22 protein-coding genes, 2 pseudogenes and 1 riboswitch are annotated in these 22121 nt (G+C 69.1%); of the genes and pseudogenes, 13 read left to right on the top strand and 11 right to left on the bottom strand.

Annotated elements, in window-relative coordinates; all coding sequences use genetic code 11:
- Nucleotides 1-2: 2 nt before the first annotated feature.
- Nucleotides 3-806: a trehalose-phosphatase gene (gene otsB, locus RM423_RS13305; RefSeq protein WP_311423519.1), complete on the bottom strand. Its 804-nt coding sequence runs from the start codon at nucleotides 804-806 to the stop codon at nucleotides 3-5.
- Entirely contained in the window at nucleotides 796-1890 is a 1095-nt protein-coding gene (locus RM423_RS13300; protein WP_311423518.1) for an ROK family protein, read from the bottom strand. Before RM423_RS13300 ends, otsB begins: the two co-directional genes overlap by 11 nt.
- A gap of 205 nt (nucleotides 1891-2095) precedes the next feature.
- Between RM423_RS13300 and RM423_RS13295 the strand changes: the two genes are divergently transcribed.
- From RM423_RS13295 to RM423_RS13275, 5 genes are all read left to right on the top strand, one after another.
- Nucleotides 2096-3379, top strand: a complete 1284-nt coding sequence (locus RM423_RS13295; protein ID WP_311423517.1) for an extracellular solute-binding protein — start codon at nucleotides 2096-2098, stop codon at nucleotides 3377-3379.
- 2 nt (nucleotides 3380-3381) lie between these two features.
- A complete protein-coding gene (locus tag RM423_RS13290; RefSeq protein ID WP_311423516.1) occupies nucleotides 3382-4398 on the top strand; it encodes a carbohydrate ABC transporter permease in 1017 nt (338 codons plus the stop codon).
- Entirely contained in the window at nucleotides 4398-5300 is a 903-nt protein-coding gene (locus RM423_RS13285; RefSeq protein ID WP_311423515.1) for a carbohydrate ABC transporter permease, read from the top strand. The genes RM423_RS13290 and RM423_RS13285 overlap by 1 nt, the downstream gene beginning before the upstream one ends.
- 12 nt (nucleotides 5301-5312) lie before the next feature.
- A complete protein-coding gene (locus tag RM423_RS13280; RefSeq protein WP_311423514.1) occupies nucleotides 5313-6098 on the top strand; it encodes a DeoR/GlpR family DNA-binding transcription regulator in 786 nt (261 codons plus the stop codon).
- A gap of 64 nt (nucleotides 6099-6162) precedes the next feature.
- Nucleotides 6163-6561, top strand: coding sequence for a pyridoxamine 5'-phosphate oxidase family protein (locus tag RM423_RS13275; RefSeq protein ID WP_311423513.1), 399 nt, complete (start codon nucleotides 6163-6165; stop codon nucleotides 6559-6561).
- Between the two features lie 49 nt (nucleotides 6562-6610).
- On the opposite strand, the gene RM423_RS13270 is transcribed toward RM423_RS13275, so the two are convergent.
- Both RM423_RS13270 and RM423_RS13265 read right to left on the bottom strand, forming a co-directional pair.
- A complete protein-coding gene (locus RM423_RS13270) occupies nucleotides 6611-7000 on the bottom strand; it encodes a rhodanese-like domain-containing protein (RefSeq protein ID WP_311423512.1) in 390 nt (129 codons plus the stop codon).
- A gap of 20 nt (nucleotides 7001-7020) precedes the next feature.
- Nucleotides 7021-8097, bottom strand: a complete 1077-nt coding sequence (locus RM423_RS13265; RefSeq protein WP_311423511.1) for a cobalt-precorrin-5B (C(1))-methyltransferase — start codon at nucleotides 8095-8097, stop codon at nucleotides 7021-7023.
- A gap of 36 nt (nucleotides 8098-8133) precedes the next feature.
- Here RM423_RS13265 and RM423_RS13260 point away from each other — a divergent pair, with 36 nt between their 5' ends.
- Nucleotides 8134-8886, top strand: coding sequence for a cobalt-precorrin-6A reductase (locus tag RM423_RS13260; protein WP_311423510.1), 753 nt, complete (start codon nucleotides 8134-8136; stop codon nucleotides 8884-8886).
- A gap of 38 nt (nucleotides 8887-8924) precedes the next feature.
- Here the strand turns inward: RM423_RS13260 and RM423_RS13255 are convergent, their stop codons facing one another.
- From RM423_RS13255 to cobG, 3 genes are read right to left on the bottom strand one after another with little or no spacing between them, the layout of a single operon-like run.
- Nucleotides 8925-10490: a precorrin-2 C(20)-methyltransferase gene (locus RM423_RS13255; protein ID WP_311423509.1), complete on the bottom strand. Its 1566-nt coding sequence runs from the start codon at nucleotides 10488-10490 to the stop codon at nucleotides 8925-8927.
- Nucleotides 10487-11113 (bottom strand): precorrin-8X methylmutase, encoded by a 627-nt coding sequence (locus RM423_RS13250; RefSeq protein ID WP_311423508.1) that lies wholly within the window; start codon nucleotides 11111-11113, stop codon nucleotides 10487-10489. The genes RM423_RS13255 and RM423_RS13250 overlap by 4 nt, the downstream gene beginning before the upstream one ends.
- Nucleotides 11110-12399, bottom strand: a complete 1290-nt coding sequence (gene cobG, locus RM423_RS13245) for a precorrin-3B synthase (RefSeq protein WP_311423507.1) — start codon at nucleotides 12397-12399, stop codon at nucleotides 11110-11112. Before cobG ends, RM423_RS13250 begins: the two co-directional genes overlap by 4 nt.
- A gap of 98 nt (nucleotides 12400-12497) precedes the next feature.
- Here cobG and RM423_RS13240 point away from each other — a divergent pair, with 98 nt between their 5' ends.
- The 3 genes from RM423_RS13240 to cobN all read left to right on the top strand — a co-directional run bounded on the left by RM423_RS13240 (nucleotide 12498) and on the right by cobN (nucleotide 16536).
- Nucleotides 12498-12611, top strand: coding sequence for a type II toxin-antitoxin system prevent-host-death family antitoxin (locus RM423_RS13240; RefSeq protein WP_311423506.1), 114 nt, complete (start codon nucleotides 12498-12500; stop codon nucleotides 12609-12611).
- Complete coding sequence (locus tag RM423_RS13235; RefSeq protein ID WP_311423505.1) at nucleotides 12605-12769, top strand: hypothetical protein; 165 nt, start codon at nucleotides 12605-12607, stop codon at nucleotides 12767-12769. Before RM423_RS13240 ends, RM423_RS13235 begins: the two co-directional genes overlap by 7 nt.
- 1 nt (nucleotide 12770) lies before the next feature.
- Nucleotides 12771-12880, top strand: a riboswitch (cobalamin riboswitch).
- Nucleotides 12881-12912: 32 nt separating this feature from the next.
- Entirely contained in the window at nucleotides 12913-16536 is a 3624-nt protein-coding gene (cobN, locus tag RM423_RS13230) for a cobaltochelatase subunit CobN (protein WP_311423504.1), read from the top strand.
- Here the strand turns inward: cobN and RM423_RS13225 are convergent.
- Complete coding sequence (locus tag RM423_RS13225; RefSeq protein WP_311423503.1) at nucleotides 16533-17849, bottom strand: family 4 glycosyl hydrolase; 1317 nt, start codon at nucleotides 17847-17849, stop codon at nucleotides 16533-16535. The two genes, cobN and RM423_RS13225, sit on opposite strands and share 4 nt — an antisense overlap.
- 100 nt (nucleotides 17850-17949) lie before the next feature.
- Between RM423_RS13225 and RM423_RS13220 the strand changes: the two genes are divergently transcribed.
- The 4 genes and pseudogenes from RM423_RS13220 (at nucleotide 17950) to RM423_RS25620 (ending at nucleotide 20639) form a co-directional block, all read left to right on the top strand.
- The gene (locus RM423_RS13220; protein WP_396327711.1) at nucleotides 17950-18972 is read left to right on the top strand and encodes a PfkB family carbohydrate kinase; all 1023 of its coding nucleotides are present in this window, start codon (nucleotides 17950-17952) and stop codon (nucleotides 18970-18972) included.
- 145 nt (nucleotides 18973-19117) lie between these two features.
- On the top strand, nucleotides 19118-19444 hold the full coding sequence (locus tag RM423_RS13215; protein ID WP_311423501.1) for an ABC transporter substrate-binding protein: 327 nt from the start codon (nucleotides 19118-19120) through the stop codon (nucleotides 19442-19444).
- Nucleotides 19393-19716: a hypothetical protein gene (locus tag RM423_RS13210; RefSeq protein ID WP_311423500.1), complete on the top strand. Its 324-nt coding sequence runs from the start codon at nucleotides 19393-19395 to the stop codon at nucleotides 19714-19716. The genes RM423_RS13215 and RM423_RS13210 overlap by 52 nt, the downstream gene beginning before the upstream one ends.
- A gap of 69 nt (nucleotides 19717-19785) precedes the next feature.
- Nucleotides 19786-20639: pseudogene (locus RM423_RS25620) on the top strand (carbohydrate ABC transporter permease).
- 183 nt (nucleotides 20640-20822) lie between these two features.
- Here RM423_RS25620 and RM423_RS25615 read toward each other — a convergent pair.
- The 3 genes and pseudogenes from RM423_RS25615 to RM423_RS26260 form a co-directional block, all read right to left on the bottom strand.
- Nucleotides 20823-21104 carry a septum formation family protein gene (locus RM423_RS25615; protein ID WP_396327710.1) on the bottom strand — a complete coding sequence of 94 codons (282 nt, stop codon included), beginning with the start codon at nucleotides 21102-21104 and terminating at the stop codon, nucleotides 20823-20825.
- Nucleotides 21082-21378, bottom strand: a complete 297-nt coding sequence (locus tag RM423_RS13190; protein WP_311423496.1) for a hypothetical protein — start codon at nucleotides 21376-21378, stop codon at nucleotides 21082-21084. Before RM423_RS13190 ends, RM423_RS25615 begins: the two co-directional genes overlap by 23 nt.
- A 156-nt stretch (nucleotides 21379-21534) precedes the next feature.
- A pseudogene (locus RM423_RS26260) lies at nucleotides 21535-21621 on the bottom strand (SCO2583/SCO2584 N-terminal domain-containing protein); the annotation flags it as partial.
- Between the last annotated feature and the right edge of the window lie 500 nt (nucleotides 21622-22121).

Raw genomic sequence — 22121 nt, 5'->3', positions numbered from 1 at the left:
CTTCAGTCCCGGAGCAGTCCCGCGAGCAGCCGCGCCAGTTCGGCCGGTGAGCCTACGACCAGGTCGACGCGCGAGTGCAGTTCGCTGATCTCGCCGACAGCGACGGTGAGTCCGGGACGTCCGGTGTCAACCGCCCACCGGGTGACCGCCGCTATCGCGGGCAGATCACCGAGGTCATCGCCTGCGTAGAACGCGGCGGTGGTGTCCGGGGTCAGCAGCTCTCGCAGCGCGGTGGCCTTGGACAGCCCCGGCGGCCGGATCTCCAACACCTGCTTGCCGGGATGGGTTTCGAGCCCCTGCTGAGCCACCAGGTCCGGAACGAAGGTGTTCAGCTGATCGAGCGCGGAGTTCGGGTCAGCGGCCTGGCGGGTGTGCAGGACGAGTGAGAGCCGCTTGTCCTCCAGCCAGACTCCCTCGGGCAGCAGCGGCGGCAGTTGGGTACGCAGGACGTCGATGCCGGGCGCTTCCTCGATCGAGCGCAGCTCGCCGTCCCGCCACGTCTGCGATCCGTGCACACCGCTGATCACCAGCCCCGGAATGGCGTCCAGGCCGCCGAGCTCCAGCACGGTGAGCGCGTCGCGGCCGGTGACCACCGCGATCTGGGCGCCGGCCCGGGCCAGTGCGATCAGCGTGTCGATGACGCCGTCCACCGGGCGGGACTGGCTGGGGTCTCGCACGATCGGGGCCAGGGTGCCGTCGAAGTCCACCGCGATCAGCGCGCCGGTGAGGTGAGACCCGACCCCGGCGAGCTGATCCGGCGCGAGCCGCTCTGGGGACGGTGTGTGGTCGAGCTGTTCAGACTGCATGCCGCTGACGGTAGCTGCCCCCGGCGTCCGTGCTCACCTCCTGGTTTCGACGCACCGCCTGCCAGCCGACCAGTGCCGCACCGACCCGCCCGGCGTCGGAGCCGAAGCGGGCCGCCACGATGGCCGGCGCGTCCCGCCACACCAGCCCACGCTGGACGGCCTCGGCGAGCGGGTCGAGCAGCGCCGACCCGGCGCGCACCATGCCACCGCCGATCACGATGACGGAGGGGTCCATCAGCATCGTGTACGTGACCAGGGCACGCCCGAGCGCGGTGAGAGCCTCGTCGAACACGGTGCGGGCGAGCGGATCGCCGGCCGCGGCGAGGGCTAGGACGTCCTCCGCGCGCAGGGGCTGAGCGGCCGCCGCCGCTGGTGCCTGCTGAGCGGCTGCCGCCGCTGGTGCCTGCTGAGCGGCTGCCGCCGCGGCGTACCGGCGGGGGAGGGCCGAGGCGCTGGCATAGGTCTCGGTGCAGCCGCGCTGGCCACAGGCGCACAATTCCCCGTCCGGACAGACCGGGATGTGGCCGATCTCGCCGGCCATCTGCCGGGCACCGGTGACCACCGCGCCGCCGCTGATGACCGCGCCCGCAATGCCGGTTCCGATCGGGACGAACAGCGCCTCACGCGCGCCCCGGGCCGCTCCCAGCGTCAACTCCGCCAGGCCGCCGGCGCGCACGTCATGGTCGATCGCCACCGGCAGCCCGACCCGCTCGCTCACCAGGTCCCGCAGCGGCAGGTCGCGCCAGCCGATGTTGACCGAGTAGCGCGCCATGCCGGCGGCCGCCTCGACCACGCCGGGAAAGATCAGGCCGACTCCACGAACCGGAGTGGCGGGACCGGTGCGGGACCGCAGCTCCTGGACCAGATCCACAATGGCGGTGACCACGGCCGGCACCCCGTCGCCGACCGGGGTGGGCCGTTGCAGCCGGAGCAGCTCCGCGCCGGTGCTGTCGTAGACGCTGCCCTTGAGGTCGGTGCCGCCCACGTCGATGCCAATAACGGCGCCCGCGTTTCGGGCGGCGTCCAGTGTTCCTGCGGAGCCGGGCTCGGTGGTGCCGTCCGCGATGTCGTTCTCAACCACCACAGCGCAGCCACTCGGTCATAATTCGGCCTCTTTTCCGCATCACTCGCACCCTGCGTCGGAGCGTCCCGTGCGCGATCGGCGCCACTGTCCTAAATTGTCGAGACAATACCCGGGGCAGAATGGTCTACACCATTGCCAGGTGCTGGGGAGATGGCGCAGACTCGTGCCAACTCAGCCGACCGGTCAACCGAACAGGGAGCACTTGATGGGAAGAAGAAGGAGCACACTGCTCGCCGGCATCAGCGCGGCGGCGGTGCTCGCGCTGGCGGCGTGCGGTGGTGGCACCGGAAGCGGCAGCACCGGTGGAGGTACGGCGACCAACGCGGGCGGCAAGAAGGTCAGCTCGATCAAGCTGGTCGCGGCTGAGTATTCCCAGGAGCACACCAAGGCCTTCTGGGACCAGTTCGCCGCGGCGTACAAGAAGAAGTACGGCATCGCCCTCGACGTCCAGATCGTCAGCTGGAACGACATCGCCCAGCAGAGCAGCACCATGGTTCAGAACGGCAACCCGCCGGACATCCTGAACATCAACTACTACTCCAGCTACGCCAAGGACAACCTGCTGTACTCGGCCGACGATGTGCTGCCGTCCTCGGTGCAGTCCGACCTGCTGGACGCGTTCAAGGCCAGCGGCACCTTCAACGGCAAGCTGTACGGCTTCCCGGACCTGTCCTCGGCGCGCGCCCTGTTCTACAACAAGACGCTCTTCTCCAAGGCCGGCATCAGCAAGCCACCGACGACCTGGGACGAGTTCGAGTCCGATGCCAAGAAGGTGCAGGCGCTGGGCAACGGCGTCGTGGGCTACGTCGAACCGCTCGGGCCGGAAGAGGCACAGGCCGAGTTCTCGATCTGGGCATTCAACAACGGTGGCGACTGGAAGGACGCCAGCGGCAAGTGGACCATCGACTCCGACAAGAACGTCGAGACGCTGGCCTTCCTGAAGAAGCTGGCCGTCGATGACAAGGTCAGCCAGAACAACCCCGGCAAGACCAACCGCACCGACGGGGCCTTCCCGCTGTTCAGTACCGGCAAGGCCGGCATGATCGTGGGCTTCGGTCCCCTCGCCGCGACGCTGGACAAGGACAAGAAGGTGGACTACGGCATCGCCCCGATGCCGACCAAGGGCGCGACCGAGCCGCAGACGTACGGCGTCACCGACTACCTCAACGCCTTCAAGAAGGGCGGCAACCAGGAGGCCGTCAAGGACTTCTACGAGCTGTACTACCAGCCCGACCAGGTGAACCAGTTCATCAAGGCCGAGGGCTTCCTGCCGGTGACGAAGTCCGGTCTGGACGTCTTCAAGTCCATCCCGGCGCTGAAGGTCTACATCGACACGCTGCCCAACATCCACCTGACTCCCAACCAGGACCCGACCTGGGACAAGGTCCTGCTGGCTGTTCAGCAGCAGATCGGGAGCGGCGTCGCCGCGAACGGCGATCCGAAGAAGGTGCTCGAGAAGCTGCAGAAGACCGCTGAGGCGGGCGGCTGATCGTGAGCGACACGCTTGACTCCGCACCAGCCGCGGCCGGTACGCCGGCCGCGGCCGGTCGCGGGCCGCTCGACGGGAGCACTGCCGCCGGCACTGCGGGTGCGACAGCGTCGCCTGCGCGCCGCCGACGTGGCGCGCGGCGGGGCCGGGCCTCCATCTGGACGGCGCTGCTGTGGCTGGGGCCGGCGCTGGTGCTGATCGCGGCGGTGGTGATCTACCCCGCGATCGAGCTAGTGAAGGCCTCGATGGGGCAGTACTCGATCACCGGCCTGCGCACCGGCTCCGCGGCCTCGAAGAACTTCACCAACGTCCTGCACCACCCCGACTTCGGCACGGTCCTGAAGAACACCGTGGTGTGGGTCGTCGCCGTGGTAGCCCTGACCATCGTGATCAGCCTCGGCTTGGCGCAACTGCTGTCCAAGGAGTTCTTCGGCCGTCGGGCGGTCCGCTGGGCGATCATCGTGCCGTGGGCCGCGTCGCTGGTCATCACCGCACGGCTGTTCACCCTGCTGCTGGACTACTACCACGGCCTGCTCAACCGGTTGCTGGTGTCACTGCACGTACTCAGCCGGCCGGTGGACTTCCTGGGCGATGACCGCTGGACGATGCCGGCGATGGTGCTGGTCGGCGTGTTCGTCTCGCTGCCGTTCACCATCTACGTCTTCCTCGCCGGGTTGAGCGCGATCCCCGGTGACGTCTACGAGGCCGCCCGGATCGACGGCGCCCGGCCGTGGCAGCTGTACTGGCAGGTCACCCTGCCGCTGCTGCGCCCGGCGATGATGGTCGCCAGCGTCCTCAACATCATCTATGTCTTCAACTCGTTCCCGATCGTGTACACCCTCAACGACCGCAACCCCGGCTACACCCATGACACGTCTATCACCTTCATGTACAAGCTCGCGTTCAAGAGTTCGGAGCACAGCATCGGCATGTCCGCCGCCGCCGGCGTCTGCAACGTGTTGCTCATCCTCGCCGTCGTGATGGTGTACCTGCGCCTGGTCAAATGGCAGGAGGCCTGATGACGGCGACCATTCGGCCGAGCGGAGCGGTGCGTCCGAGCGATGCGGCCGCGGCCGTCCGGACCCGCCGTCCGAAGGGGTGGGCCTCGGTCCGCCGGTTCGTGTTGCCGCTGGCCGGGCTGGCCGTCGCGATCGTGTTCCTGGCGCCCTACCTGGTCATGGTGCTCGACGCGTTGCGGCCGAGCACGGACGTGCTCGCGTCACCGCCCACGCTCTTTCCCCGGCACTGGCAGTTGAGCACGTTCGGGACGGTGCTGTCGGACGACCGGTTCCTGAGCTGGCTCAAGACCTCGCTGCTGGTGGCCGCCTGCTCGACTCTGATCGTGCTGGTGGTGTCGGTGCCGGCCGCGTACTTCACCGCGCGCTTCCGGTTCCCTGGCCGAACCGCGTTCCTGCTGCTGGTGCTGATCACGCAGATGTTCTCCCCGACGTCCCTGGTCGTCGGCATCTACCGGGAGTTCTTCGAGGCGAACCTGGTCAACACCTACCTGGCCATCATCCTGACCAACTCGGCGTTCAACCTGGCGTTCTCGGTGTGGATCCTGCAGGGCTTCTTCTCCTCCATTCCGCAGGAGGTCGAAGAGGCCGCCAACCTCGACGGGTGCGGGCGGATGGGCACGCTGTGGCGGATCATGCTGCCGCTCACGCGCCCCGGCCTGGTCACCGCCGTGGTGTTCACGTTCATCGCCGCCTGGAACGAGTACGTCGTCGCGCTGACCCTGATGCAGGACGATGCTAAGAAACCACTCACAGTCGGGATAAACTCCTACGTAACGGGGTATGAGCAACACTGGGATCAATTGTTCGCTGCGTCCATAATTGCCATCGTCCCGGTCGTTATCCTCTTTGCCATCATCGAGAAGCATCTTGTCGGCGGACTGACAGCAGGTTCGGTCAAGTAGCGGGAGCATCCTTTGTCGAAGTACGAACGCCTGAACCGGCTGCTCGAAGTGCTGGCTGCCGACGGCCATGTCAGTGTCGAGGACGCCGCCGTCCGGCTGGACGTCTCGCCGGCCACCGTCCGCCGTGACCTCGACGCGCTCGCGCTTCAGCAGTTGCTCACCCGCACCCACGGCGGTGCGGTCAGCAACAGCACCGCCTACGACCTGCCACTGCGGTACAAGACCGCCCGCAACGCGGAAGAGAAGGTGCGCATCGCCCGCGCCGCGGCTGAGCTGGCGCCGCTCGGGTCGGTGGTGGGGCTCAACGGCGGTACCACCACGACCGAGGTGGCTCGGGCGCTGGCAACCCGGGCCGACCTGCACTCGTCGAACGAGGCGTCGTCGATCACGGTGGTCACCAACGCGCTCAACATCGCCAATGAGCTGACCGTGCGCAGTCACGTCAAGATCGTCGTGGTGGGTGGCGTGCTGCGGCCGCAGTCATATGAGTTGAGCGGGCCGCTGGCCAATCCCATGCTCAGCCAGCTCACCCTGGATCTCGCCATCCTGGGGGTGGATGCGTTCGGCACCGAGCGCGGCGCCAGCGCCCACAACGAGGCCGAGGCGGAGATCAACGCCCGGCTCGGCCGGCAGGCCCGGCGGGTCGTCGTGGTGGCAGACTCCTCCAAGCTGGGCCGGGCGGCGTTCGCGCAGATCCTGCCGCTGTCGGAGGTCGACGTGCTGGTCACCGACTCAGGGGCTGACCCCGAGCTGCTCAAAGAACTGATCAAGGCCGACGTCGAGGTCATCGAGGCCTGAGCCTTACCCCGAGAACCGAGCCTTACCCGAGAGAACGGGTCTTACCCGAGAGAACCGAGGCGCCGTGCCGCTGGCAGACCGGGCAACACCGGAGTTCGAGGCCTTCTGGCAGGAGCGGCACCTGGCGACGCTGACGACCATCCGCCCGGACGGAACCCCGCATGTGGTGCCGGTCGGCGTGACCGTCGACGTGGCAGCAGGCGTTGCCCGGGTGATCACCTCGGGAACGTCACACAAGGTGCAACACATCCTGGCCGTCGGACCGGACGGGGCTCCTGCTGCGGTGTGTCAAGTGGACGGCCGCCGCTGGTCGAGCCTGGAGGGCCGGGCGGTCGTGTGTGACGAGCCTGCGGCGGTGGCCGATGCCGAGCGCCGCTATGCCGAGCGCTACCGGGTGCCGCGGGTCAATCCGAAGCGCGTCGTGATCGAGATCAGTGTGACGCGGGTGCTCGGTAACGTCTGAGCGCAACCAGGATCGGCGCCTTCGACAGCTCTTGCCCTTCGGTAGCGGCTCAGATCACGTCGCCGGACGCGCCGGAGTCCGTCACCACCGGCAGGCCCGCCGCCTGCCACGCGGCCATGCCGCCGGAGAGGTTCACCGCGTCGAAACCAGCCCGGTTCAACGCCGCCGAGACCGCCGCGGAGCGCCCGCCCAGATGGCAGACGCAGATGATCTGGGTGTCCTGGGGCAGTTCGGTGACCCGTTCGGAGAGCTGGGACATCGGCAGTGAACGCGCCTGCGGGGCGTGGCCGGCGTCCCACTCCTCCGGCTCGCGCACATCGAGCAGGATGACGGTGGCTGGAGTCGCGTTGCTGGCTGGAGTGGTGGCGCTGGCTGGAGTGGTGGCGAGCAGCTGGGCGGCCTCGTTGGCCGAAAGCTCAGGGGCGGAATTGGGGCGCATGCTGCAAACGGTAGTGCACGTCAGGCGCGGCCCACGATGACGCCGGCCCGGTCGATCACGACGATGTCGACGCTGACCGGGGCGCCGCCGAGGACCCCCTCGGCGGTCGTCCGGGCTCGGGCCGCGATCAGGTCGCCCAGCGGCAGGCCGGCGTCCTGGCAGATGCGCAGGGCGTCCAGCGCGGTGTTCGCACCCCGTACCCGACCGATCAGCTCGGCGTCGCCGCCGGCGGTACGGACGGTGTCGGCCAGTGCGCCGAAGTCGACCTGGGAGCGACCGGAGTGCAGATCGAGGTGACCGTCTGCCAGCTTGGACAGCTTGCCGATTCCACCGGCGATGGTCAGCCTGGCCACCGGATGCTGTTTCAAGTACTTCAGCACCGCTCCGGCGAAGTCGCCCATGTCCAGCAGCGCGTCCTCGGGCAGCCCGTACAGCTGGGCGGCGACCTTCTCCGACGTGCTTCCGGTGCAACCGGCGACGTGCTGGTGGCCGGCGGCCCTGGCCACGTCGATACCTCGGCGGATGCTGTCGATCCAGGCCGCGCACGAGTACGGAACCACAACCCCCGTGGTGCCCAGGATCGAGATTCCGCCCAGGATGCCGAGCCGCGGGTTCCAGGTATGGGTCGCGATCTCTGCGCCGTCGGCCACCGAGATCTCGATCACCACGTCCGTCCCCCCGCCGTGCGCGTGCGCCACCTCAGCGACCGCCGCGCGCATCAGCTGCCTGGGCACCGGATTGATGGCCGGCTCGCCGACCGCCAGCGGCAGCCCGGGCTTGGTCACCGTCCCGACCCCCTCACCGGCGACGAAGCGAACCCCGCTGCCCGGTGGGCCGGCCGACACGGTCGCCGAGATGAGCGCCCCGTGCGTGACGTCGGGGTCATCGCCTGCGTCCTTGACGATCGAGGCCCGCGCCCAACCGTCGCCGGCCGCTTCGCGGGCCAGGGCGAAGGCAGGCTGCTGGCCCTTGGGCAGCGTGATCCGCACCGGGTCTGGAAAGCTGCCGGTGAGCAGCGCGGTGTAGGCGGCCGTGGTCGCTGCGGTGGCGCAGGCACCGGTGGTCCAGCCGTACCGCAGGCCGGTGGGTGTCGTCATCGCAACACAGCATGCCCCAAAACGAGAGAGGCGACGGTGGCGCGGGTCCTGATTCTGGGCGGAACGTCTGAGGCGCGAGCCCTGGCGGCACTGCTGGTGGCGCTGCCTGGCGTCGAGCCGGTGTCCTCGCTGGCCGGTCGGGTGGCTGATCCTGCCCTGCCCGAGGGCGACGTGCGGATCGGTGGTTTCGGCGGTGCGACCGGGCTGCAGCGGTGGCTGGCGGCGCAGTCCATTGCCGCCGTGGTCGACGCGACCCATCCCTTCGCCGCCACCATCAGCCGGTCCGCGGCCGTCGCTACGAGCGCCCTCGGCCTGCCGCTGCTGGTGCTGAGCAGGCCCGGCTGGACGGAGCGTGACGGCGACGACTGGCGCCGGGTGCCGTCCCTGACCGCCGCCGCGCAGCTGCTGAGCCATGACCACGCCCCGGCGGAGCGGGTGTTTCTGACCACCGGGCGCAAGGAGCTGGCGCCGTTCGCGTCACTGCCGCAGTGGTTTCTCATTCGCAGCATCGACCCACCGGACGAGCCGCTGCCACCGCGGCACCAGGTGTTGCTGGCGCGCGGGCCGTTCGCCGTGGACGGTGAGTTCGCCCTCATGCGCGAGTACCGGATCGACGTGCTGGTGACCAAGGACAGCGGTGGTTCACTGACCGAGGCCAAGCTGACCGCGGCCAGGCGGCTGGAACTGCCCGTGGTGGTGGTCGACCGGCCGCCGGTTCCGGACGTGCCGGTCGTGGAGACGGTGGCCGCCGCCGCCGAGTGGGTGGCGTCGGTGCTCGGCGCGGGTTAGCGGTTGAGCCGGTATAGCGGCTCAGCAGCACAGCAAGCTCAGCCGGGATAGCGACGGGGTGTGAAGACCACGGGGGTTCCGTCGGGCCGTTCGGTCAGCCGAGTCTGGGACGAGCCGATGATCAGCAGGCACCGCATGTCGATCTCGGCGGCCTCCAGATCGGCCAGCCGGACGACCCGCACCATCTCTTCCGGTCCGCCGACGTCGCGGCCGATGATCACCGGCGTGTCGGGGGAGCGGTGCTCCAGCAGCAGGTTGCGGGCCTTCTCAACCTGCCAGGTCCGCGACTTCGACGCCGGGTTGTAGATGGCCAGCACCAGGTCGGCGCGGGCGACCGCCGCCAACCGCTCCGCGATGACCTCCCACGGCTTGAGGCGATCCGACAGCGAGAGCACGCAGAAGTCGTGCCCGAGCGGGGCGCCGGCGCGGCTGGCCACGGCCTGGGCGGCGGTGAGGCCGGGACACACCCGCACCTCGACGTCCTGCCATTGTTTCTCGGCGGCCATTTCGAGCACCGCGCTGGCCATGGCGAAGACGCCGGGGTCACCTGATGAGACCACGACGACCCGGCTGCCGCGCTTGGCCAGGTCCAGGGCGAAGGCCGCGCGCTCGGACTCGACCTTGTTGTCGGAGGCGTGCCTGCGCTGGCGGGGATTGGCGGGAACCCTCGCCAGATACGTGGTGTAACCGACCAGCTCGTCCGCCGCCGCCAGCTCGGCCTGGACCTCCGGCGTCAGCCAGTCGCGGCCGGCCGGGCCGAGTCCCACCACCACCACCTCGCCACGACGCGACGGACCGACATCCGCGCTGTCTGCCGCCGCTGCCGCCGTAACGGCGATGGCCGCCGGTGCGGGAATGGCGGCACCACTGCGGCTCGGCAGCAGCGCGAGCGAGAAGTACGGCACGTCCGCGGCGTCGACCTCCGCTAGCGGAAGCATGCGCTGCTGGGCGGTGCTGGCGCGCTCGACGTACCAGGCCTCGTCCAGCCGGCCGGCGTCGGCAAACGCTTGACGCACCTTGGTAAACGTCCGTCCCAGCTTCATCACCACCACCGAGTCCGCCCGGACCAGCCGCTCGGTCAATGCTTCGGCCGGCAGGGTGCCCGGCAGCACGGTGAGGGTTTCCTCGTACTCGACGAGCGGTCGCCCCAGTGCTGCCGACGCGCCGCTGATCGAGGTCACGCCGGGTACGACCTCGCAGTCGTAGCGGTGCGCGAGCCGCTTGTGCAGGTGCATGTACGAGCCGTAGAAGAGCGGGTCCCCCTCGGCGATGACCACCACATTGCGGCCGGCGTCCAGGTGGGCGGCCAGCCGCTCGGCGGCCCCGGTGTAGAAGTCGAGCATCGCCCCCGCGTACCCGCCGGGATGCTCGGTCGTCTCGATGGTGACCGGATAGATCAGCGGCTCCTCGATCTGGTCGGCGCGCAGGTACGGTTCGGCGACCGACCTCGCGATGCTGCGGCCGTGCCGGGCGCTGTGATAGGCGATCACGTCAGCCGCGCCGATGAGCCGGGCGGCCTTGACGGTGACCAGTTCGGGATCTCCGGGGCCCAGGCCGACTCCGGCGAGGTGGCCCCTGGCAGGTGTGCTGGTCAGCTCGCTCACTCTTCCTCGCTGGCGATCGCGTTGATCGCGGCGGCCGTGACGGCGGAACCGCCGCGACGCCCGCGCACGATCAGGTACTCCAGGCCCTTGCCGTGCTCTGCGAGGGCCTGCTTGGACTCGGCGGCACCGATGAAGCCCACCGGGATGCCGATGATGGCGGCCGGACGACCCGCGCCGGCATCGATCATGTCCAACAGGTGGAACAGCGCGGTCGGCGCGTTACCGATCGCGACCACCGAGCCTTCCAGCCGGTCGCGCCACAACTCGAGGGCTGCGGCGCTGCGGGTGTTGCCCAGCTGTGCGGCCAGGTCCGGAACGGCTGGGTCGCGCAGGCTGCAGATCACCTCGTTGCCGGCGGGCAACCGGCCGCGGGTGATGCCCGAGGCGACCATCTGCGCGTCGCAGAGGATCGGCGCGCCGCTGAGCAACGCGGCCCGGGCGGACTTCACCACCGCGTCGGAGTAGCCGATGTCCTCGACGAGGTCGGTCATGCCGCAGGCGTGGATCATCCGGACCGCGACCCGGGCGACGTCCTCGGGGAGCCGGGAGAGGTCGGTCTCGGCACGGATGGTGGCGAAGGACTGCCGGTAGATCTCGGTGCCGTCGGAGAGGTAGTCGGTCACCGAATAGCCTGCAATTCGTCGAGGATCGTGCTTGCGGTATGGGTGCTCCACGTGCTTGCGCTGGCGCTCTCGACGGTGCCCGTTGCGCCGTCCAGTCGGTATCCGGAGGCAGTGGCGACGATGGTGAGGACGTTGCCGGCGGGCGTGCCGCAACGGCGCTCACAGCCGACCCAGTGCACCGCCGGCCCGGCACCCGTTTCGCGTACGCCGGCTGAGCCGGTGCCGTGGACGAGGGTGGCGTCGGCGTGCACATCGGCCAGCGCCTTCGCGCAGCCGGGACGGCCGGTGCAGGCGGTAACGCCGAGCCAGGGGGAGGAACGGTCCACGATCAACCCCACCGCGCCGGCCGACGCGCTGAGCATCGCTGCTTCGGCCCCGGACAGGTCCGGCACCACGATGCTGCGCCAGGGCGTGAGGACGAGGTCGTGGCCGCTCAGTGAAGCGGCCTGCCCCGGCAAGAGCCGGCCGAGCGGGATGCCCACCACCAGAGCGGTCGACCCGTCGCGCTGGCTGATCAGGCCGATCGGACAGGGGGCTGCCGACGGGTCCGCCGGCACGCCGGGGGCCGGAGCCTCCGGGCCGACCCCCGCACCAGGTCCGGACCCCACCAGGGCGGTGGCGATCCGGGCGGGACCGTCGTCGAGTTCGGCAACCCGCCAGGCGTTGGAGCCCTCCACCGCACGCAGCCGCAGAAAAGCCTCGGCGCTCGCCAGCATGGTGGTCACCGCGTCGCTGAGGGACACCGACCGAACGGGAATCCCGGCCAGGGACAGCGTCGCGGTGTGGGCGCCGGTGGCAATCAGGGTGATGTCCGCACCGAGGCCGGCGACATCGCCGCGGCCGTCGTCGAGGGCGAACAGGAAACGTCCGGACAGCTCCGCCAGCACCGGCCGCTCGCACAGTGCCCGGTCGAGTTCACCGATGAGCGGCCGGATGTCTGCCAAGCCCACCCGGTCGCGGCCGGTGAGCGGTGAGGCGAGCAGGTTGCGTACCCGCTCGTGCGTCAGCGAGGGCAGCAGGTCCGCCGAGGCCAGTCGGGTGGCGAGTGCCGTCTCCGCGTCCGGACGGAGGCCGCGCAGCTGGACGTTGCCCCGCGAGGTCAGGTCGAGGTTGCCGCCGCCCAGCTCGGCCGAGGCCGCGATCAGGGCCTGCCATTGCCCCGCGGTCAGCACACCGGCCGGCACCCGCACCCGGGCCAGGCCGCCATCAGCTGCCTGGTGCACCTGCAGCGCTCCGGGGCAGGAGTCCTGGGCGCTGGCACGTTCGGTCAGGGGCTGGGACGACACCTGACAGATGGTACGGCCGGGCCAGGTGTGCAACTTCATCTGATCCCGGTGGACGCCTTGGTCGACGACAGCATCGAAGTGCGCCACAATTGTGGACCATGACGACTGAGTCCTTGCGGACGGTCCGGGACCACCTGAGCGAAATCGTGGACCGGGTCGAGCAGCATCATGAGCGACTGGTGGTGACCAGGAACGGCCGGCGGCGGTGCTGATCAGCCCCGAGGATCTGGCGCAGCTCGAAGAGACGATCGCCGTGTTGAGCGATGCCGATGCGCTGGCTGACATTCGCGAGGCAGACGCCGCCTACGCCCGCGAAGTGATCGTGCTCCGGATCGAGCACCGGCGAGACGCCTACCGGCAGCTACAGTGAGGGCTCCACCAGCGGCGAGAGCTGGAGGAAGCCGGTGCAATTCCGGCGCGGTCCCGCCACTGTGTACCCCGTCCGGGGAAGCCAGACACTCCTTCTCGCCGCTACCTACACGCCAGGGGCGCGGACCCCCGGGGAGGATTCCTGTGATCTTGCTGCTGTCGACGTCTGACACCGATCTGTTGAGTGCCCGGGCCAGCGGTGCCGACTACCGGCTCGGCAACCCCGCCCGCACCGAGCCAGACGACCTACCCCGTCTGCTCGACGGGATCGAGCTCGTGGTCGTCCGCATCCTCGGCGGGTACCGCTCCTGGGAGGCCGGCATCGACGCCCTGCTCGCCAGCGGCCGTCCGGTGATCGTGCTCGGTGGCGAGCAGCAGCCTGACGCCGAGCTGATGAAGCTCTCGTCCGCTCCGTACGGCGTGTCGGCCGAGGCGCACGCCTACCTCGCGCAGGGCGGCGCGGACAACCTGGGCGAGCTGTGGAAGTTCCTGTCCGACACGGTGCTGCTGACCGGCCACGGCTTCGAGCCGCCCGCCGAGACCCCGGTCTGGGGGGTGCTCGATCGGGATGCGAAGTCGGACGAGGGCCGCCCGACCGTGGCGGTGCTGTACTACCGGGCACATCACGTCGCGGGCAATACCACCTTCGTGCACGCGCTCTGCGATGCCATCGAGGCCAAGGGTGCCAACCCGCTGCCGGTGTTCTGCGCCTCGCTGCGGGCCGCGGAGCCCGCCCTGCTCGCGACGCTCGCCGAGGCGGATGCCCTGATCGTCACGGTGCTGGCCGCGGGCGGCACGAAGCCCGCCACGGCCTCCGCCGGTGGTGAGGACGAAGCCTGGGATGTCGGCGACCTGGCGGCCCTGGACGTCTCGATCCTGCAAGGCCTGTGCCTGACGAGCTCACGCGAGAGCTGGCTGGCCAACGGCGACGGCCTCTCGCCCCTCGACGCCGCCACCCAGGTCGCGATTCCGGAGTTCGACGGCCGGCTGATCACGGTTCCGTTCTCGTTCAAAGAGATCGACGCCGACGGACTCACCGTCTACGTCCCCGATCCGGAGCGGGCCCTGCGCGTCGCCGGCATCGCGGTCCGGCACGCGATGCTGCGCCACATCCCGCCGAGGAAGCGCAAGATCGCCGTGATGCTGTCGGCCTATCCCACCAAGCACTCCCGGATCGGCAACGCCGTCGGTCTGGACACACCGGCCAGCGTCGTACGGCTGCTGACCGCACTGCGGGAGCAGGGTTATGACGTCGGTCCGATCGACGGCCCGGACGCCCTGCCCGGGGTGGCCGCGCTCGACGGTGACGTGCTGATCCACGCGCTGATCGCCGCCGGCGGCCAGGATCAGGACTGGCTGACCGCCGAGCAACTGTCGGGCAACCCGGTGCGGATCGGCGCCGCCGACTACCGCCGTTGGTACGACACGCTTCCCGAGGATCTGCGCACCGGCATCGAGCAGCACTGGGGCACCGCTCCGGGAAACCTGTTCGTCGACTTCAGCCATAACGCCGAGGGTGAAATCGTGCTGGCGGCGCTCCGGGCGGGCAACGTCGTAGTGATGGTGCAACCGCCGCGCGGCTTCGGCGAGAACCCGGTCGCCATCTATCACGACCCGGATCTGCCGCCGAGCCACCACTACTTCGCCGCCTATCGCTGGCTGGCCGAGGACTTCGGCGCGAACGCGATCGTGCACGTCGGCAAGCACGGCAACCTGGAATGGCTGCCCGGCAAGGGCGCGGGGATGTCGGCCTCGTGCGCGACCGATGCCGCCCTCGGCGAGATTCCGCTGATCTATCCATTCCTCGTCAACGACCCTGGCGAGGGCACCCAGGCCAAGCGCCGGGCGCACGCCACCCTGGTCGATCATCTGATCCCGCCGATGGCCCGGGCCGAGAGCTACGGCGAGATCACCCAACTGGAACAACTCCTCGACGAGCACGCCATGATCGTCGCGATGGACCCGGCGAAGCTGCCGGCAATCCGTGCTCAGATCTGGACGCTGATCCAGGCCGCCAAGCTCGATCACGACCTCGGCCTGGCGGACCGTCCGCACGACGCGGAGTTCGACGAGTTCGTTCTGCACGTCGACGGCTGGCTCTGTGAGATCAAGGACGTCCAGATCCGCGACGGTCTGCACATCCTCGGCCAGGCTCCGACCGGCGAGGCCCGCGTCAACCTGGTGCTGGCCATGCTGCGGGCGAAGCAGATCTGGGGCGGCCAAGCGGCGGCGCTGCCCGGGCTGCGCGAGGCGCTTGGCCTTTCCGAACAAGGCGATGCGGTGCGTACCGACGTGGACGAGGCCGAGGACGTGGCGCACCGGCTGGTGGCCGCCATGGAGGCCGGCGACTGGCGGGTCGAGGCCGCGGCCGAGGTCGTCGCCGAACTGGTACCCGACCTGCCTGCCGACCAGGCGCTGACCGTCACCAAGGTGCTGAGCTTCGCGGCGTCCGAGGTGGTGCCCCGGCTCGCGCGCACCACCGACGAGCTGACCAACCTGCTGCATGCCCTGGACGGCGGCTACGTGCCGGCCGGCCCGAGCGGTTCACCCTTGCGCGGACTGATCAATGTGCTTCCCACCGGCCGAAACTTCTACTCCGTCGATCCCAAGGCGATCCCCAGCCGGCTGGCGTGGGAGACGGGGCAGGCGATGGCCGAGTCACTGCTCGCGCGCTATCGCCAGGACACCGGCGACTGGCCGAGGTCGGTCGGGCTGTCGGCCTGGGGGACGTCGGCCATGCGCACCGCCGGCGACGACGTGGCCGAGGTCTTCGCGCTGCTCGGGGTCCGTCCGACCTGGGACGAGGCCTCCCGCAGGGTCAACGGTCTCGAGGTCATCGAACTGAGCGAGCTCGGCCGGCCGCGGATCGACGTCACCATCCGCATCTCGGGCTTCTTCCGCGACGCCTTTCCGCACGTGGTGGCGCTGCTCGACGATGCCGTCCAGCTCGCCGCGGCGCAGGACGAGCCGGCCGAGCAGAACTTCGTCCGGGCCCACGTGCAGTCCGATACCGCCAGCCATGGTGACAGTCGCCGCGCGACGCTGCGGGTCTTCGGCTCCAAGCCTGGTGCGTACGGTGCAGGACTTCTGCCTTTGTTCGACAGCCGAAACTGGCGCGATGATGCCGACCTGGCTGAGGTGTACGCAGCCTGGGGCGGGTTCGCCTATGGCCGCGGGGTGGACGGCATCGCGGCGCGGGGCGACATGGAGTCGGCGTACCGGCGGATAAACGTCGCCGCCAAGAACGTCGACAGCCGCGAGCACGACATCGCCGACTCCGATGACTACTTCCAGTACCACGGCGGCATGGTCGCCACCGTCCGCGCGCTGACCGGTACCGCCCCGGCTGCCTACATCGGTGACAGCACCAACCCGGACGCCGTCCGGACCCGGACGCTGTCGGAGGAGACGTCGCGCATCTTCCGCGCCAGGGTGGTGAACCCACGCTGGCTCATCGCCATGCAGCGGCACGGGTACAAGGGTGCCTTCGAGCTGGCCGCCACGGTGGACTACCTGTTCGGCTACGACGCCACCGCAGGCGTGGTCGCCGACTGGATGTATGAGAAGTTGGCCGAGGCCTACGTCCTGGACCCGCAGATGAAGAAGTTCTTCGCCGAGTCGAATCCCTGGGCGCTGCATGGCATTGCCGAACGCCTGCTGGAGGCAGCGGAGCGCACCATGTGGGAGCATCCCGACCCCGAGGTGCTGGCGGCCCTGCAGCAGACCTATCTCGAGACCGAGGGCGACCTGGAAGGCGCCGGCAGCTAGTTCAGCACCGCCGCAAGTCGAGGGTCGGCCAGAAGCAGATCGTCCAGCAGCGCATGGGCGATCCGCTCCGAGCCGACCAGCGGATGAATGGCGAACGAGCGCAGCGCCGCCTGCCGTGACGAGCCGGTGACCGCCTCGATGGCGCCGCGCTCGGCGGCCCGGACGGCGGCGACCAGCCCGAGCTGATGCAGTGTCAGGGGCGCCACCGGTAGCGGCCGCGCGCCCGAGGCGTCCACCGTGCACGCCGTCTCGATCACCAGGTCGGCGGGAAGCTGCGGCAGCGTCGCGCCATTGGCCACGTTGACGATCAAGCGGCTGGGCTGCCCACCGGACAGGGCCGTCATCAGGTCGAGCGCGACCTCTTCGTAGCCACCACCGGACAGGTCCTGCTCATCGCGGGGCTGGTCGTCTCCGCGTGCCTCGGCGAGGTAGGACTCCTCGCGGCGGCGACGCGTCGCCTCCCAGAGCTCCGGCGCCCGCGGTGGGTCCGCGGCGGCTGCGGCGTAGAAGCCGGCCTGCTTGTCGCGCAGGAACTCGCCACGAGTCCGGCCCTCGCGCAGCGCCGTCAGCACCTCGGCGTTCTGGTAGTAGTAATAAAGGTATTCGTTCGGAATGGAGCCCAGCGCACGCAGCAGGTCAGCCCCGAACAGCCTGCCTTCCTCGAACGAATCAAGTGTCCGATCGTCGGCGAGCAGCCGGGGGAGCACGTCCTGACCGGAGTGGTTCAGCGAGCGCAGCCAACCCAGGTGGTTGATGCCCACGTAGTCGGCCTCGGCGTCGGATTCGGACAGCCCCACCGCACGGCAGGCCCGGCGTACCAGGCCCACCGGCGAGTCGCAGATGCCGATGACGCGATCGCCGAGGACGGTGCGGCTGGCCTCGGTGATCATGCCGGCCGGGTTGGTGAAGTTGATCAGCCACGCGTCCGGCGCGAGTTCGGCAATGGCACGTGCGACGGCCAGGGCCACCGGCAAGGTCCGCATCCCGTAGGCCAGCCCACCGGCGCCTACCGTCTCTTGCCCGAGCACCCCCACGCCGAGCGCGCGCCGCTCGTCACGCACCCGTCCCTCGGCGCCGCCCACCCGGATCGCCGAGAAGACGAAGTCCGCACCGGGCAGTGCGTCGGCCAGCGAGGTGGTTGCCCGGATCCGAACCTCCGGTGCAGGTTGCAGCACGTCGGCGATGGCGGCCAGCCTGCGGGCGTCGACGTCGTGCAGCACCACCTCGTCGACGCCCAGCCCGGCTCTGCGGGTCAACGCGCGGTGGACCAGCGGCACCCGGAAGCCCCCGCCACCCAGAATCACCAGTCGCATCCCGTTCTCCATCCAGAAATCGCCGGGCGGCCGAATCACCACGCGCAACCCTACGAGTGGCACCCTCAGAGGGGTGAACGCACCGGACTTCGATGTCATCATGCAGGGCACGGTCTTCTTCGACGTCGTGCTCACCGGCCTGCCCGCGCTGCCGACCCAGGGTACGGAGCTCCCTGCCGAGGGAATGGGATCGTGCCCGGGCGGGATCGCCAACCTCGCCGTCGCCGCGAGCCGGCTGGGACTTCGGACCGGTCTTGCGGCCGTGTTCGGCGACGACGTCTACGGCGACTTTCTGTGGCGCACACTGGACGAGCAGGAGGGCGTGAACCTGTCGCATTCGCGACGAGTGGCGGACTGGCACTCACCGGTGACGGTGTCCCTCGCGGTGCACCGGGACCGCGCGATGATCACCCACAGCCATCCCTCACCGATTCCGGCGAGCACGCTGCTGGCCGATCCGCCCTCTGCTCACGCCGGTGTGGTACACCTCGGGGAGGAGCCCGAGCCCTGGGTCAGCACTGCCAGCGGGCGCGGCATGCTCCTGTTCGGCGACGTCGGCTGGGACCCCAGCCAGCAATGGTCCGGCGCCGTGCTGGAACAACTGGGCCAACTGCACGCGTTTCTGCCCAACAGCACCGAGGCGATGGCATACACCCGGACGGACGACCCCCGGGCAGCCCTGCTTCAACTGGCCGACTCGGTGCCGGTGGTGGTGGTGACCTGCGGCGGCCAGGGATCCATCGCGATCGACTCGATCAGCGGCGAAGAGGAGTGGGTGCCGTCGCTGCCGGTCAACGCCGTGGATGCCACCGGCGCCGGTGACGTGTTCGCGGCGGCGTTCGTGCTTGGCACGCTGCGCACGTGGCCGCTGCGCAACCGGCTGGCGTTCGCCAACCTCTGCGCGGCCCTGTCGGTGCAGCAGGTCGGCGGTTCGCTCGCCGCGCCCGGCTGGGGAGATATCGCGGACTGGTTGGACGCGGTGCAGCTGCAGGCGGCGGCCGGCTCACGCGCCGCGGGCGTGCTGGCACACAGCTACGCATTTCTGGCAGGCTGCATTCCGGCCGGCCGGGCACCCGCCGTCCGCCGGGCGAGCGCAACGATCGCTCGGACGTCGGATGCGTGAGCTGCCGCCGTACGCGAGCTGAGGGTTCGGGGGATCGAACGCGGCGAAGGCGACGCTGGCCCAGTGGTATCACCAGTACGGCGAGGCCGGTACCCAGCAGGCCGTCCAGCGCTACGCCAAGGCCTATCCGAACGCCAACGTCTCGGTGCAGTGGACGCCCGGTGACTACGACAAGAAGGTTGCCGCGGCGCTGCTCAGGAGCTCCGGACCGGACGTCTTCGAGGCCGGCAACGGTCCGAGCATCGACCAGATCCAGAGCGGCCAGGTGGTTTCGCTGGACGGCGTGCTGGGCGATGCCGCCAGTGACTTCAACCCCTCGCTGATCAAGCGGATGACCTACCAGGGCAAGCTGTACGGCGTTCCGCAGGTCATCGACACCCAGCTGCTGCTCTACCGCAAGAGCATGCTCGACAAGGCCGGGTGCAGCCGCCGCAGACCTTCGACGAGCTGGTCACCGCGGCGAAGAAGCTGACCACCAAGGACGTCAAGGGCCTGTTCGTCGGCAACGACGGTGGCGGTGGCGTACTGGCGGGTCCGGTCCTGTGGTCGGTCGGCGCGCTGGACTTCGCCCAGAGCTACGGCTTCCACATTCCTGCGCGGCAGAGCCTGGCGGCCAAGGCCGACAAGCTGAAATCCGGGACGGCAGCGGAGGCGGTCGACATCGTGAACAAGCACGGCCGGGCCCAGACCCCGCTGCTGTGGACGCCCGCCGCGGGCACCGCGCTCAGCGATGCGGTCACCTAGGCTTCGGCAAGAAGGCGGTATCCAGTGACTGACACGCAGGTTCCGACGGTCTCTGCATCGGCCCCCGTCATTCGGCGCAGGCGTCGTCGTCAGCCGGCTGAGCGGGTCGGGTCGGGTTTGCGGTACCTGGTGCTCGGCGTCCTGGCTGCGGTGTTCCTCATCCCGTTCTACCTGCTCGCGCGCAATGCGCTGTCCACCAACGCCGGCATCACCTCACCGCACTGGCAGTTCTTTCCCGGCAGCTGCAATGGTCCAACGTGCGTGAGCTGTTCGACGACCCGTCCGTGCCGATGCTGCACAGCATGATCAACTCGGTCGTGATCGCGGTGGTGCAGACAGCGGGCGTGCTCGTGCTTGCGTCGCTGGCGGGTTACGGGCTGGCCCGGATTCCGTACCGGCATGCGAACGGGGTGTTCCTGGCGATCCTGTTGACGCTGATGGTCCCGGCGGCGGTCACCTTCGTCCCGACGTTCGTGCTGGTGTCGACGCTGGGCTGGGTGAGCACGCTGCGCGGCCTGATCGTGCCGGGGCTGTTCCAGGCGTTCGCCGCGTTCCTGTTCCGGCAGTACTTCCTGAACTTTCCGAGGGAGCTGGAAGAGGCGGCGAGGATCGACGGGCTGGAACTACTGGGGGACGTTCTGGCGGATCGTCGTGCCGAACTCGCGGGGCTTCTTCGCCGCCATCGCGACGATCACGTTTATCTCGACCTGGAACTCGTTTCTGTGGCCGCTGGTCATCGGGCAGGACGAGCGGTCCTGGACGGTGCAGATCGCGGTGTCGACGTTCCTGACGTCGCAGACGGTGAACCTGCACGAGCTGTCGATGGCGGCGGTGTTCGCGATCCTGCCGCTGTTGCTGGTGTTTTTCTCGGCCTGCAGCGTTACATCGTGCAGGGCGTGGAACAGACCGGCATCAACGGCTGAGCCGTCAAACTTTCACCGTCAACGCCCTCAGAACAGACGTATCTTGACGCCACGGTAACTTCGGCCCACGATGATCGCCGCTGCCCACCACTTGCTTCACTAGTAATTGAGGGCGGCGACGATACACCCGCTGATTGCCACTGCCGCGTAACCGTATGGCCGGGTACAACCTTCACTGCGGTCCTAACGCCGAACCGTTCCCACCTGTGGACTGCTGGAGTGCACCACGCAGTAGACGGTGCGATCGCCGAATGACCAGCCAGACCGGGTCGGCCGGAAGAGGGTGACCTCTCGTCCGCCCACCGTGCCGTCGTCGGTGCCCGGTCGGGCGTAACCCCGCAGATCCTGCTGACAGGCTCGCATCACGGTCGTCTGCCAATATGCAGCGGCCGGATAGCTTGTGGACAAGCCGGTCGCCTGATCGATGCTAATCAGTTCGAAGTCATGCGGCGCGGCGCACCTCATCGAGGTCCAGGTCCATCCGCCCCTGCGTGCTGTGGCTGGCAGTGAAACAGGAGCCCATGGGTGTCGTCGGAAAGATTCCGTGTACCTCGTCCTGGTCGGGGTCCGGTCTGGTGGACTGGCTGGCGCTTCCGGTGGCTGCGGCCGCTTGACCGATGGTCCGTGCTGGCTGGGCGTGGGTCGGCAGCTCAATGCGGCGTCCGGGGCCAGCCACGCCGTGGGTGAGCAACTGCAGCCCACCGACGACGCCGACGACGCCGACAAGTCCGGTGATCAACCAGCGATTCCTCCGGGCGCAGCGAGGTGATCGCCTTGAGCCGCTGTGGAAATCGAGCGATCGCTCACCGGCGCCTGCGTGTCGGCTTGGCTTGTCAGCTCCGGCAGGCGTGCCGGGCTGGCGCCAACTGGTCTGCTGACCGCCGTGTCGGGCGATTGCCGCACGGGTGCGCGCCGATGGTTCGTGTGGTCCCGAGCGCACGAAGTCGTCGTCGAAAGACCAACCGTTGAATTCGTCCGCCACGGCACCAATCCCATTCTCAGCCAGCTATAGCCGACGGTCTCGGCTTGTCCTTCTCATCGGTCCAAATCGGCAATAACTAAGACGAACGCCTCGCTCCCGGGTCTCGGCTTCGGAGGCGTGCGCGAAGGCACTCTGTGATTCCAGGGCGTATCGCAGTCTGATGTCGACAGCCACGCCGTTAGGGGCGTCTACTGGCCCTGGATACTTTGGCGAATCTGCGAAATGCGATCTTGTCGTTGCTCGGGTCGAAGCCGCAAGGAGCCTGCCGAGATGTCGACGACCTTCAGCGGATCATCCGATGCGTATTGCGGGTAGACGTGGCAATGCAGGTGGGGGCACCGGTGACCCATTACCAGGCTGTCTATCTTCACGGTGTCGACGGCGCTCCAAAGCTGGTCGGTTCCGGCGCTTGAAAAGTGAGCGGTTGTGGGCAGTCTAGGTCTCGGTTTGGTCGGTGGTGGTGCGGATGCTGGGGAGGCTGTCGATGCCTCGTCCGCGGA

The sequence above is a fragment of the Jatrophihabitans lederbergiae genome (genome assembly GCF_031845305.1).
Lineage (GTDB): Bacteria > Actinomycetota > Actinomycetes > Mycobacteriales > Jatrophihabitantaceae > Jatrophihabitans_A > Jatrophihabitans_A lederbergiae.
Note: the sequence above shows the minus strand (reverse complement) of the source record. Positions and strands in the feature narration are given on the sequence as shown.